Source organism: Aeromonas aquatica, assembly GCF_000764655.1.
In the GTDB taxonomy this organism is placed as follows: domain Bacteria; phylum Pseudomonadota; class Gammaproteobacteria; order Enterobacterales; family Aeromonadaceae; genus Aeromonas; species Aeromonas aquatica.
The window spans coordinates 1-12,800 of the sequence record NZ_JRGL01000023.1 but is presented as its reverse complement, the minus strand read 5'-3'; the positions used below and the strand labels follow the sequence as shown (position 1 = coordinate 12,800).

The window sequence follows — 12,800 nt, the reverse complement described above, 5'->3', positions numbered from 1 at the left end:
AAAAAACGGGCCCACTGGGCCCGTTTTTCATTGTGCAATGCAGAAGCGTCAGGCCGCTTCGGCCAGCGTCTCCTCTTCCTTCTTCTGGTAGGCCTGGGGTGAGAGACCCAGCAGCTCCTGCACCGTGGAGGCGACCGTGATGGAAGATAACGTCCCCACCAGGATGCCGGCGAACAGGGTGAAGGAGAAGCCGTAGAGCGCCTCGCCACCGAACAGCAGCAGGGCGCCCACGGTGAACAGGGTGGTGCCCGAGGTGATCATGGTGCGGCTGAAGGTGGCCTTGATCGCCACATCGGAGCACTCGTGGATCCCCATCTGGGTGCGCGAGCTGAGCAGGTCCCGCAACCGGTCCGAGATGACGATACTGTCGTTGAGCGAATAGCCGATCACCGCCATCAGGCCCGCTATCACGTTAAGATCGAACTCGATGTTGAACAGCGCCAAGAGCCCAAGCGCCACCAGGCCGTCGTGCAGCACCGACACCAGGATGCCGATGGCCTGGCGCCACTCGAAGCGCACCGCCAGGTAGACGGAGATGGCGAGCGACGCCACCAGCACCGCCAGCATCCCCTGCTGGAACAGCTCGGCGCCTACCTGGGGGCCGACGATGGTGGTGCGCAGCAGCTCCACCGGCAGACTCAGCTGCTGGCCGAGCATCACCGCCAGCTCTTCGGCCGGCCAGGGCAGCTCGTGGGGGGGCAGCTTGATCAGCCACTCCTCGGGCACACCGGCGCCACTCAGCTCCACCGCCCCGGCAAGGGGGGCACTGAGCAGGGCGTTGAGCTCATGGGCCTCCTTCAGGGTCTGGATGCGAAACTCCAGCAGGATGCCGCCGGTGAAGTCGAGACCGAGCGACAGCCCGTTGATGGCCAGCACGGCGATGCTGGCGACGGTCAGCAGCACGGAAATCCACAAACCAATGTAACGCCAGCGGGTCAGGCCCATGGCAACGATCATTCTCAGCATTGTTCTACCCTCGGCAACAGGTGACGCAGGATCTCCTGCGGGAGGCAATCGGCGCGGTGCGCGGCGTGATGACACCATGTTCTGGTCATGGTCATACCCTCAGCAGCTTGGCGCTGCTCTTGCCCCACAGGGGGTTGATGATGGCGCGCGTGCCCCAGATGCCGGTCACCATGCTGGAGATGAGCCCCAGGATCAGGGTGATGGAGAAGCCCTGCAGCGGGCCGGAGCCGATGGAGTAGAGCACCACGGCGCAGATCAGGGTGGTGATGTTGGCATCGAAGATGGTGCTGAACGCGGAGCGGTAGCCAAAATCGATGGCATTGGCCAGACTCCCCCCCTCCCGCAGCCTGTCCTTGATCCGCTCGAAGATGAGCACATGGGTATCCACCGCCATGCCGACGGTGAGCACCAGCCCGGCGATCCCCGGCAGGGTCAGCACGGCCCCCGGCAGCACCGCCAGCATGCCCACCTGCATCAGCAGGTTGCCGATGAGCGCGGTGATGGCGACCCAGCCGAACTTGCGGTACCAGGCCATCATGAACAGCATCATGCCGGCCATACCGAACGCCAGGGCGGTGAAGCCCGCCTCGATATTCTGCAAGCCCAGGGTCGGGCCTATGCTGCGCTCTTCCAGGATCTTGAGGGGCGCGGTGAGGGCGCCGGCCCGCAGCAACATGGCGAGCTCCTGGGCCTCGGGCACGCTGGCGAGGCCGGTGATGCGGAACTGGTTACCAAGCGCGGTCTGTATGGTGGCGACGTTGATCACCTCGCTCTGGGCGCGCAGCTTGCCCTGGGCATTGGTCTTGTACTCGGTGAAGACGGTGGCCATGGCGTTGCCCACGTGCTGGCGGCTGAACTGGTTCATCTTGCTGCCCCCCAGGCTGTCGAGCACTATGCTCACCTGGGGCTGACCCATCTCCCCCATGCCCGCCCGGGCATCGACGATGTGCTCGCCGGTCAGCACCGGCTTGCGCACCATGCCCACCGACTGGCCGTTGCGATCCGCCATGACGAAGTTGCTGTCCGGCTTGGCCTGGTAGAAGGCCAGGGACGCGGTGGCACCTATCACCTCTTTCGCCTGCTTGGGGTTGTGCACCCCCGGCAGCTCGATGCGGATGCCGTCCTGACCCTGGCGCTGGACCGAGGCCTCGACGATGCCGAGCTCGTTGATCCGTTTCTTCAGGATCGACAGGTTCTGGGTCACGGCGTTGTTGGCCAAGAGGGTGCGCTCGGCCTCGCTCATCACCAACCGCAGCTCGTTGCCGCTGCGCTTCTGGGTCCACTGATCCTGACGGGTACCGGCGGCATCCCGGATGATGTTGAGCCAGGGGGTCTCGTCGGCCGCCTCGGGCAGGACGATGCGTACCTCCCCTTCGGCGACCCGGGCCACGTTGGCGCCCCGCAGGCGCGCCTCGCGGAACTGGGTGCGCAGGGTGTCCACCAGGTTCTTGGTCTGGTTGTCGATCACGAAACTGAGATCGACCCCGATCAGCAGCTGGGAGCCGCCGCGCAGGTCCAGCCCGAGCTTGATGGGGGCGGCACCGAGCTGGCTTATCCAGGTCGGGGCATTGGAGTAGAACTCCAGGGTCAGGGCCGCACTCTCGAAGCCCTGCTGCTCCAGCAGTTGCTTGGCGCGCTGTTGATCGGCCTGGCTGTCGAACACCAGCTCGACCCGCTCCGGCTGTTGCACCTCTTTGAGCAGGCTGATCTGATGGTCGGCAAACAGGGTGCGCTGCGCTGCGGTCAGGCTGCGCTGACCGTGCAGGCCGAGGGACGGCTGCTCACCGAAGAAGGTGGGCAGGGAATAAAACGCGAAGGTCACCAGCATGAGCAGCAGCAGGGCGTACTGCCACACACTCATGCGGTTCAAGATGGTACGACTCTTATTTCTCATGGCAAAAGCCTCTGTCAGGCGAAGGCGGCGGCGGCGAACACGTCGTTCGCAGCGCGCAAAAAAATGAAACGAGACAGCCTAAGCGTTCACAAAAAGTGAACAGCTAACGAGAGAGGATGAGGCAACAGTTGGCAGTCTGACCCCATCGGAGTCAGGCGAGGAAACTCTGGGAGAAGCGGTACTGCAGGTGTCGGCGCTGCAAGCGCCGGCTATGGATGGTGGCGAAGTGATCGCCAAAGCTGTTTCCGGGGTAGAACAGGGCGGCGTAGAGCAGCATGCCGCACAGCAGCAACAGGATGGCCTGCTGGGACCAGCTCAGGACCAGCTCGTAGACGACCTTATTGGGGGCATTGTCGCTGCGCAGTGAGTGCTCGAGGCGCAGCAGATGATTCTGGTGGGAGCCGACAAATTTGACCACGCCGTCATCGCCGCTGCTGGCGTCGTGGACCACCAGAGCCTGCTCGGATGCGGGCTGATTGCCAGATGCCTTGAGCCCCTCCACCGACAGGGTAGAGAACAAGAGTGCGAGGGTGATGAGCAGGGTCATCGCCGCCAGTTTCACTTTGTCCAGCAGGCTCAAAAAGTTAATTCCCGAATAATAGAAAGGGCAAACTACCATAGCCCTCCAGCAAGGACAAGGGCGGCAGACCCTTCAGCCTGCCGCCCTTGTCCTGGTTGGCGGTTCGGTTTGCGAGCCGGATCACCCCTTCTGGACCATCTCCTCGAAGTCCTCGGCATAGTCCTTGAGCAGACTATAGAGGTGGGCGCGCTGGGAGAGGTCCATCGACTGGCTGAGGTCGCTCAGCCACTGGATGGTGCGCTGGCGGGACTGATCGGTATAGCCGGTGAAGCGCCCGTCCATCAGGCCATCCCCCTGCTGCAGCAAGCGGGTCAGCTCCTTGCCAAAGTCCGGGCTCTGGCGCTGCTTCATCAGCCGCTCCAGCTCCTTGGTCCAGGCCCCCTGAAACTCGAGCCAGGGGCCCATCATCTCGTATTGCCACTCGGCCCACTGGGCGATGAGCGGCTCCTGGGCCGGCTTGACCTTGCCAATCCAGAACACCAGCCGCTCGTTCATCTTCTCCCGAAAACCCTTGAGCATCTCGGTCTTGGACTCGGTGGCAAAGTCGTGCTGGCGCTCCTGCTGGCGTTTCACCCTGTCCCCCATGAAGTGCGCCACCTGGGCATCGGTCAGGGTACGGGCGAGGCGCACGGTACGGGGAATGGCGTTCTCCAGGGTGCGGGTTAGGCTCGCCTGCGTTTTATCCAGATGCACGGCGACCTGCGCCGGGGTCATGGGGCTCGCCACCGCCTTGGCCAGGGCGTCCAGATCCCTGGCATAGATGGGCAACTCGTGCTGGCGATGCCAGGCCATCAACCCCTTCACCTCCCCATCGAGCAGCGTCTTCTGGCTGCGATCCAGCGAAAAGTAGTCGTCCAGTTGCCAGACGATGGCGGAATCGAGCCAGTAGTAGATAACCCGGGTGGCACAGCCCGTCAGCAGCAGGCAGAGCAGCAACAGGCTCCAGCTGCGCGGTTGACGCCATGAGAAGGTGGTCAGCATGCATGACTCCTGTCAGTGAAGAACCGGGCCTGTGCCCAGCGGAGAATGTTGAAAATAGTTAATATTTTTAGATGGTTATCGAATCACGCTAGCCATAACGCAGATGACCCTCGCGGCGCGGGGTCCACCCTGTCTCACTCCAGTCGTCGACGATTGGTGTCGATCAATGACTGATATTCGGGCCCCGGTTGTTGCTCGCTCATCAACAGGGCCCACAACAGGCCGATGTAGTCGACCCAGGGCAGGAAGGCCTCGGCCTGAAATCCTTTGGCATTGAGCAGCTTATGAGTGCCTCCCCTGCCTTCAAGATAGCAGCTCTCCAACTGGCACTGCTGTTCTTCGCTCCAGCCATGGGTACGCACTATGCTGGCGAGCTCGAAGCCCGGGTGACCGGCGGCACCATACTCCCAGTCGATGACCCAGGGCCTGCTTCCCAACAAATTTGCCGGATTGAGATCGTGGTGGCAAGGGAGCCAGCAATCGTCCGGCTCCCGGCTCGCGAGCAGGCCCCGCTCCAGCGCCGGCAACCAGGCGGGCACTCGGGCCAACCGCGCCCGATAACCGGCGGCGTGGGCGCGCACCGCCATCACCACGTTGGGCAACGCCAAACGGTGCATGCGGCCGAGCACCTCGGCCAGCAGCCGCGGTTGTGCCTCCGGCGGCGGGGGTGCCACCAGCCAGTTCGGCTCGTCGCACCAGTCCAGCAGCATCAGACCACAGGCGGGTTCGCTGTGATGGCAAGGCAGGGCCAGCCCCTGCCCCACGGCGCCCTGGTAGAGCTGCCACTCGGTGGCGCGGTCTATGCCGAGGCGCAGGGGATCCGGGTGCCCGCACCGCAAAAAATAGCTGCGCCCCGAGGGGAGGCGCAGCCGGTAGTTGCAGTTGGTCAGGCCAAGACTCAGGGGCTCGAGTCGCCCCTGGCACCAGGGGTCGGGCAGGCTGGCCAGCAGGCTCAGCTCTGCCAGATCCCCGGACTGCCTGTCCGGACGACCTGAAGTCGTGTTCCCCTTACCAGCCAAAGGTCGACTTCTTCGCCTGCTTGCGGATCTCTTTCTGATCGGCCCACAACAGCTCGCCGTTCTCCAGATCCATCAGGTTCATGGTCATCTGGTAGTAGACGTCCTTCACCTTGCCGTTGTCCTTGACGATGCTGGCCAGGTTGCCATAGACCATGTAGCGGGCCCCGGTCTGCTTGCCGAGGCGCACCATGGAGGCGGGATCCACCATGCCGCTGCCCTGCTGGTATTCGAGCTGTTGCTTGACCGCGCTCACCTTGCTCATGTCGACGAAGCGGAACTTGCCCGCCCGCAGCAGCTTGGTGCGGAGGGTGTCGGTGATGGCCTCGGTGTCGATGTGCTCCGAGGTCTTGTTGCGGATGGAGTCCATGAACATCACCGGGCGGCCGCCTGCGGTGATCTCGGCCGTCGCCGGGGAGCTCAGCATGGAGTCCGCCATCTTGTCGGCGATGGCCTGCAGGTCGGAGGAGCCGTAATCCACGGTCACCGTCTCGGTTTCGGTCGCGTCGCCATAGCTGACGGTGGTGCTGGAGCAGCCGCCGAGCAGCAGGGCACCGCTCAGGATCAGCAGGGCATGGTTCATTTTCATCAGTTCGATTCCTCAATCACTTCGCGTACATAGACCCTGTATCCCTGGGCGCTCGCGTTCGGCGCCAAGGCAGTCAGGGTGCGGCTCTGGTGGCCGTGGAGCTTGATGGGGGTCCAACCGCGGCCATCGCTGGCCACCTCCTGACCGCTGCCATCATACCAATAGAACAGGTACTGCAGATGGCTGTCCCCCGACTGGGTACTGGCCAGGATCACATTGACCTGCAGCAGGCCGTTTTGCTCGCGGCGACTCTGCTCGGTCAGGGTAACGTCGATATTCTGGTGCAGCTCGAGCTGGGCCGCGCCCCCCGCTGGGGCATAGAGTGCCACCCCCGAGGTGTTGGTGGCACAGGCGGACAACAGCAGCATCAGGCCAAAGGCTGCATAACAGGCTTTCATCATCGTCTCCTTGGGATCGTCCCGGTCGGGGGCGATCGATAGGGTGAAAACAGACCGGGCCGGCCGCTAGAGCGGCATTACCCGGGTGGTCAGTCCGGCGCCGAGCCGCTGCACCCACACCAGGGTGGTGCGCCCCTCGTGGATGGTCAGCGGCAGCTGGCGCGCGGCGCTGCCGGCGCCGAGGCTGAGCCGCACCTCGCCGGCAGGCAGCATGCCCTGCCAGCTCGCGGCCTGGGCCGGCAGCGTCACCCAGCTGCGGGTGTCGGCGCGCTCGGACAGGGTGTTGAAGATGCCGACCAGAATATTGCCCACATCGCCCCCCTCCTTGGCGGCGCTGCGCCGCACCTGCTCCTTGGTGAGCAGCCGCAGCGCCTGGCGAGTCAGCATGGCCGGCAGCCGCTCCTGCAGATCCTTGGCGGCCAGCGCCTCGAGGCGCACCAGCGGGCTGGTCTGCCCGCTGCGATTGCCCACGCTCACCGCCAGGGGGCCGGTGTCGCTGGCCCTGTTGTCGTAATAGGGCACAGCCACGGTAAAGGTACGAAAATCCCCGTTTGAGGTGGAGATGGGCAGCGGCAGGAAGAGTTCCCGCCGCGCCGGGATCAAGCCATCTTCAAACAGCACCACCAGCTGGCCCTGATGCTTGGCCAGTGGCGGCGCCTTGCGGCCCAGCTTCTGCTCGGTCGCCTTGAGCTCGTCTTGGGATCCGCGCAGCACCGCGAGGCGCAGCAGGGCATCCTGCAGGCTCTGGTTGTCCGGCGCAATCTGGTAGCCGCGCTGATAGTCGACCCAGGCATCGTTGAGATCCCCGCTCGCCTCGTAGAGCACCCCGGAGAAGTAGAAGGTGTAGGCGTTCTGGAAACCGTTCTTCACCTGGCCGATCAGCCGATCGAGATCCGGCGCCCCGCGCGACATGAGCTGGCGCATCTGCCCCTCGGGGCTGCGGTCCTCCCCCTTCTGTCTGACCGCTTGCACCTCGCCGGCCCGCGCCTTGAGGGCCTGCTCCTGCACCTGGTTGGCGCGGCGCACCTCCACCAGGGCGCCCTCGGCATCTCCCCGCTGCAGGTAATTGAGGGCCTGATAGTGGTGCAGCATGGTGCGCTCGTAATCGGGCACCCGATAGGCCATGGTCTGATCGTTGGTGAGCAGGCTGCCCGCCTGGGCCAGGCCATGGCTCACGCGGTATTCGGCCTGGTTGTCTTCCCAGGCGAGACGGTTGTCGGCGGCGGCGAAGGCCTGCTTGCTGCCCCCGTCCTGGCCGGCGAGCCAGGCGATGCGTCCCTGCTCGAGGCGATCGAGCACATAGGTGTCGTCCCCCAGTTGGGAGTCGCGCACCTCGGGCAGCGCCTCGGCGCTCTTGCCCTGCAGCAACAAGTTGCGCAGGGGTACCATCTGATCCGAATAGGAGACGAAGATGTCCTGCCAGTGGGAGGCGCAGCCCCCCAGCAGCAGACCGGCCAACAGCAGACCGGTCAAAGAGGCGGGACGCATCACAGGCTGAGCAGCGGCCCCAGCGGCTGACCGCCGACCAGATGCATATGGATGTGGTAGACCTCCTGCCCGCCGTGGCGGTTGCAGTTCATGATCAGGCGATAGCCGTTCTCGGCGATCCCGGCCTCGCTCGCCAGCTTGCGGGCCACGGTGAACATCCGGCCCAGCGCCAGCTCGTGATCCGGCTCGACGTCGTTGACGGTGGGGATCAGCACATTGGGCACGATCAGGATGTGGGTCTTGGCCTTGGGCTGGATGTCGCGAAACGCGGTCACCAGATCGTCTTGATAAAGGATGTCGGCGGGGATCTCTTTGCGGATGATTTTGCTGAAAATGGTTTCTTGCGCCATGGGTAACTCCTTTATATGAAAAAGAAAATTCAAAATAAACCTCAAGCGACTCCCAAAAACGCCGCCGGGGGTCGTCAAGTGTGACACAAGCCGATATTTGGCACAGCCGTTGTCCCAATCCCTTCAGTTATTGTGAAGAATACCGATAGTGAGAATGACGTCCTCCGTACCGCAGGTATCGCCTACCGGCCATGCAGGGTATCAAAGGGACGGGGTACTCAGGCAAGGGACTTTTGCACAGAAAGCGGGACAATAATGAAACAAACCATGTCAGACCTCTCGATCTTACAGAGAGTCTATTTAGGCTTTGCCATCCTGGTCGCCGTGATGGTGGCCAGCTCGGTGCTGACGTTCAAGAGCCAGAGCGAGCTCAATGAGGCGCTGGATCAGGTAACGCAGCAATCCATGCCGCTGGTGATCGCCAGCAGCCAAACCCAGATAAGCCTGCTCAGCGCCAACAAGTGGCTCACCGACGTGCTGACCGAACAGGATCCCAAGCAACTGCCGGCGGAAGTGGCCGAGCTGCAGCAGGCCAAGGCCCAGGTCGACAAGATGCTGGCGAGCCTCAAGCTGCAGGTGGCATCACATCCCGAGCTGCAAGGAGAGATGGCCGCCCTCGACAAGCTGGTCGGCGACTACCTGCAGCTGACCCAGACCCTGCCCACCGAGCACGAAGCCCTGCTCACCCGGCTGCACAAGGTCAATCAGGCCAAGGGCCAGTTCCAGGTCAGCCTGCCCCAGTTCAAGAAGAACCTCGGCGACATGATGGTTGCCATCGACGACAGCTTCATCAAGATGCTGTCCGAGACCCTGACCACCAAGCTCTCCGCCATCGAACTCTCCACCATGGATGCCCTCAACCAGAGCATCCCCGCCCCCATCGAAGGGGCGCTCAAGCGCAACAAGATGCAGATCGAGAGCTTCAACAGCACCATCAAGGATCTGCAGGGGGAGCTCAAGGATTTTGACAACAACATGGGCCACTACGTCCATGGCTTCGTGCGCGATACCACGGCCAATGAAGGGGTGCTCGCCCAGTACCTGGCGCTGATGAAGCAACAGCAGAGCATGCGTGAGCAGAGCAAGCAGGCGAGCCAGCTCATCGTCGGCATCCAGAACAAGCTGGAGGGGATCACCGCCCAGAGCCAGCAGTTGATGAACAACAGCATCCGCGCCTCCGATCAGGTGCAGACCCGGAGCACCCTCACCCAGGCCATCAGCATCGCCATCGCCATCTTCGTCGCCATCCTGGTCGCCTACACCCTGGGCAAGGCCATCCGTCGCCCGCTGAAAGAATTGCTGCGGGTGCTGACCGAGGTGACCCAGGGGGACATGACCCAGCGTGTCGGCTTCAAGAGCCAGAACGAATTCGGCCAGCTCGGCAGCCAGCTCAACCTGCTGATCCAGCAGATGGGCGACGTGCTCAGGCAGCTCTCCCTTGCCTCCAACCAGCTCAACAGCGCCGCCCATGACAACCGCCACACCACAGAATCGGTGCGCGCCGATCTGGAGAAACAGCGCCAGGAGACCGCCTCGGTCGCCGCCGCCATGACCCAGATGGAAGCCTCGGTACGGGAGGTGGCCCAGGCCGCCAACCAGACCCTGGAGCGGGTGCAGGATGTGGAGAAGGCGTCACAGATGGGCCGCAAGGTGATGGCCGGCAACATCACCACCACCCATCAACTGGCGGGCAAGCTGCAGCAGACCGGCAAGGTGATCGGTGACGTGAGCGCCATGAGCGGCCAGATTGGCAACATCCTCGACGTCATCCGCGGCATCGCCGAGCAGACCAACTTGCTGGCGCTCAATGCCGCCATCGAGGCGGCCCGTGCCGGTGAGCAGGGTCGCGGCTTCGCGGTGGTGGCGGACGAGGTGCGCAGCCTGGCCGGGCGCACCGCCCAGTCCACCAGCGAGATCCAGACCATGATAGAGAACCTGCAGCAGGGGGTCGCCCGGGCGGTCAACGTCATGCAGGAGTGCTCCCGCGAGATGGACAGCTGCATGGATCAGAGCTCCCAGGCCAACAACGCCATGGAGGAGGTGCAGGGAATAGTGGTGCTGATCAGCGACATGTCGAGCCAGATAGCCTCCGCCGCCGAGCAGCAGCAGGCCACCAGCGCCGACATCGCCACCAACCTCAACCGCATCTCCGACATCTCGGATCTCAACTATCAGGGGATCGAGAAAGTGGCCGAGACCAGCCAGCAACTCGACTCCCTGGCCGAGCAGCAGGAGGGGCTGGTGCAGCGCTTCCGGCTCAGCGCCTGAGCCCTGTCACGAGGCGGTTAGTTAACATCCAGACAGCAAGAAGGCTCCCGAGGGAGCCTTCTTTATCGATGGCGGGCGGATGCCGCTATCAGGCGTAGGCGATGGCGCCTTTGCCGACCCCTTCATAGGCCACGATCTTCACGAACTTGTCCCCCACCAGCTGCTTCACCTCGCGGGCGATATGGTGCGCCAGCAGCTCTATGGTGGTGTCGGTGTCGATCATCTCCACCTCGCTCGCCGGCATGGCGAGCTGGAACAGCCCCTGGGGCGCCACGTACTTGAAGCCAAGGTGATGCTCAGCCAGCTGGGTCTTGGCCAGATCGCTCAGCTCCAGCTCGGACAGGGCCACCTGGTCTTCCAGGGTGCCGAGGTAGATGTCGTTCCAACGCTCGGCCCAGTTCAGCTCCAGCTCTTCGTCCCGCTCGCCATCCACCAGGATTTCGATGGGAGAACGGTGACCGTGGGCGATGCGCTGACAGTTGCCGTCGTGCTTCTTGAGGCCATGGCTGTAGTGGTAGAAGGCGCCTTCGATCTTCTCCTGGCGCAGGGTCAGGGAGAGATCCTTGATGTTGTCCGGCAGCCGCTTGGCCAGTACCGCCAGCAGGTAGCGGGTCACCGACTCCTTGTCCACCTGGGGAGCTGGAATGAAGGCGAACGCCTGGGACGGGCTGCGCAGATGGATGGAGCGAGCCGGGCGCAGCAGATCTACGGTGCACTCGTCGTTGTCCAGCGCGTCTATGTGCACCAGCCCACAGCCGGTCGGCACCAGCAGCTTGTGATCCACCTCTTCATCGATGATCGACTTGATCAGTTTCTTCACCCGGCCGAAGTCCAGCAGCATGCTCATCTCATTGAGCTCGCCGCTCATTTCGACATCGACCAGCCAGCTCTCCCCCACCATGCCACGGCGTTCACACAGATAGCTGGAGTCGATAACGGTCAAATCTCTTACAAATAACTTCATCACTCAGGCCTTGCTACAGAGAAAGTGCGGTTTGGGATATTATGACCCCGGATTATCGGCAAAGGAACTGGAACCCCCCATGAACAAATTGCTTATCAAGAACGCCACCCTGGTCAACGAAGGTCGCATCTATGCCTCCGACGTGCTGATCGAGGGGGAAAGGATCGCCCGTATCGCCCCCCACATCGAGGCAGAGGATGCGGTGGTGATCGATGCCGCTGGCCGTCACCTCATCCCCGGGATGATCGATGATCAGGTCCACTTCCGGGAACCAGGCCTGACCCACAAGGGCACCATCGCCAGTGAATCCCGGGCCGCCGTGGCCGGGGGCACCACCAGCTTCATGGAGATGCCCAACGTCAATCCCCAGACCACCACCATCGACGCCCTCGAAGCGAAATACGAGATAGCCGCCAGGGGCGCCGCCGCCAACTACAGCTTCTATCTGGGTGCCACCAACGACAACCTGGAAGAGATCAAGAAGCTCGATCCCAAGCAGTCCTGCGGCATCAAGATCTTCATGGGTGCCTCCACCGGCAACATGCTGGTGGACAACCAGGAGACCCTGGCCGCCATCTTCCGCGAGAGCCCGGTGATGATAGTCACCCACTGCGAGGACACCCCCTCCATCAAGGTGCTGGAAGACGAGGCCCGCGCCAAGTGGGGCGAGGACGTGCCGATGCGCGAACACGGCCGCATCCGCAGCGCCGATGCCTGCTACAAATCCTCCAGCATGGCGGTCGGCCTCGCGAAAAAATACGGTGCCAAGCTGCACGTGCTGCACCTGACCACCGCCAAGGAGCTATCGCTCTTTACCGCCACCCCGGATCTGAAGGATCTCAAAGACAAGAACATCACCGCCGAGGTATGCGTTCACCACCTGTTCTTCAACGAGGCGGACTACGACACCCTGGGTAGCCAGATCAAGTGCAACCCGGCGGTGAAGAGCGCCGCCGACCAGCACGCGCTGCTGGATGCGGTGCGCAACGACGTGCTGGACATCATCGCCACCGACCACGCCCCCCACACCTGGGAAGAGAAGCAGAACAGCTACTTCAAGGCGCCGTCCGGCGTTCCCCTGGTGCAGCACTCCCTGCAGGCGCTGCTGGAGCTCTACCACAACGGTGTCTTCTCGCTGGAGACTATCGTCAAGAAGACCTCCCACGCGGTGGCCGAGCGCTTCCAGGTGCAGGATCGCGGCTACATCCGCGAGGGTTATTTCGCCGACCTGGTGCTGCTGGATCTCGGCAAGCCCTATGTGGTCAACGACAGCAACCTGCTCTACCTGTGCGGCTGGTCGCCGTTC

12 protein-coding genes are annotated in these 12,800 nt (G+C 63.2%); 2 read left to right on the top strand and 10 right to left on the bottom strand.

Annotated features, from left to right (window positions below; all coding sequences use genetic code 11):
- Positions 1 to 48: 48 nt before the first annotated feature.
- From secF to hinT, 9 genes are all read right to left on the bottom strand, one after another.
- A complete protein-coding gene (gene secF / locus LG30_RS0106000; protein WP_193354251.1) occupies positions 49 to 966 on the bottom strand; it encodes a protein translocase subunit SecF in 918 nt (305 codons plus the stop codon).
- Positions 967 to 1,057: 91 nt separating this feature from the next.
- Positions 1,058 to 2,860, bottom strand: a complete 1,803-nt coding sequence (gene secD / locus LG30_RS0105995) for a protein translocase subunit SecD (RefSeq protein ID WP_033129813.1) — start codon at positions 2,858 to 2,860, stop codon at positions 1,058 to 1,060.
- Positions 2,861 to 3,011: 151 nt separating this feature from the next.
- Positions 3,012 to 3,479, bottom strand: a complete 468-nt coding sequence (locus LG30_RS0105990; RefSeq protein WP_033129812.1) for a hypothetical protein — start codon at positions 3,477 to 3,479, stop codon at positions 3,012 to 3,014.
- An 81-nt stretch (positions 3,480 to 3,560) separates the two neighbouring features.
- The gene (locus tag LG30_RS0105985) at positions 3,561 to 4,421 is read right to left on the bottom strand and encodes a DUF6279 family lipoprotein (protein WP_033129811.1); all 861 of its coding nucleotides are present in this window, start codon (positions 4,419 to 4,421) and stop codon (positions 3,561 to 3,563) included.
- Between the two features lie 134 nt (positions 4,422 to 4,555).
- Positions 4,556 to 5,386: a phosphotransferase gene (locus LG30_RS0105980; protein WP_033129830.1), complete on the bottom strand. Its 831-nt coding sequence runs from the start codon at positions 5,384 to 5,386 to the stop codon at positions 4,556 to 4,558.
- A 43-nt stretch (positions 5,387 to 5,429) separates the two neighbouring features.
- Positions 5,430 to 6,026: a penicillin-binding protein activator LpoB gene (gene lpoB, locus LG30_RS0105975; RefSeq protein ID WP_033129810.1), complete on the bottom strand. Its 597-nt coding sequence runs from the start codon at positions 6,024 to 6,026 to the stop codon at positions 5,430 to 5,432.
- A complete protein-coding gene (locus tag LG30_RS0105970; RefSeq protein WP_033129809.1) occupies positions 6,026 to 6,424 on the bottom strand; it encodes a YcfL family putative periplasmic lipoprotein in 399 nt (132 codons plus the stop codon). The genes lpoB and LG30_RS0105970 overlap by 1 nt, the downstream gene beginning before the upstream one ends.
- A 66-nt stretch (positions 6,425 to 6,490) precedes the next feature.
- On the bottom strand, positions 6,491 to 7,912 hold the full coding sequence (locus LG30_RS0105965; protein WP_033129808.1) for a COG3014 family protein: 1,422 nt from the start codon (positions 7,910 to 7,912) through the stop codon (positions 6,491 to 6,493).
- Positions 7,912 to 8,262, bottom strand: a complete 351-nt coding sequence (hinT, locus tag LG30_RS0105960; RefSeq protein ID WP_033129807.1) for a purine nucleoside phosphoramidase — start codon at positions 8,260 to 8,262, stop codon at positions 7,912 to 7,914. Before hinT ends, LG30_RS0105965 begins: the two co-directional genes overlap by 1 nt.
- A gap of 255 nt (positions 8,263 to 8,517) precedes the next feature.
- Here hinT and LG30_RS0105955 point away from each other — a divergent pair, with 255 nt between their 5' ends.
- Complete coding sequence (locus tag LG30_RS0105955) at positions 8,518 to 10,530, top strand: methyl-accepting chemotaxis protein (RefSeq protein ID WP_033129806.1); 2,013 nt, start codon at positions 8,518 to 8,520, stop codon at positions 10,528 to 10,530.
- Between the two features lie 88 nt (positions 10,531 to 10,618).
- Here the strand turns inward: LG30_RS0105955 and LG30_RS0105950 are convergent, their stop codons facing one another.
- Positions 10,619 to 11,494, bottom strand: a complete 876-nt coding sequence (locus LG30_RS0105950; RefSeq protein ID WP_033129805.1) for a 6-pyruvoyl trahydropterin synthase family protein — start codon at positions 11,492 to 11,494, stop codon at positions 10,619 to 10,621.
- Positions 11,495 to 11,573: 79 nt separating this feature from the next.
- Here LG30_RS0105950 and LG30_RS0105945 point away from each other — a divergent pair.
- The coding region (locus LG30_RS0105945) for a dihydroorotase (protein WP_033129804.1) at positions 11,574 to 12,800 on the top strand (1,227 nt) is incomplete at its 3' end.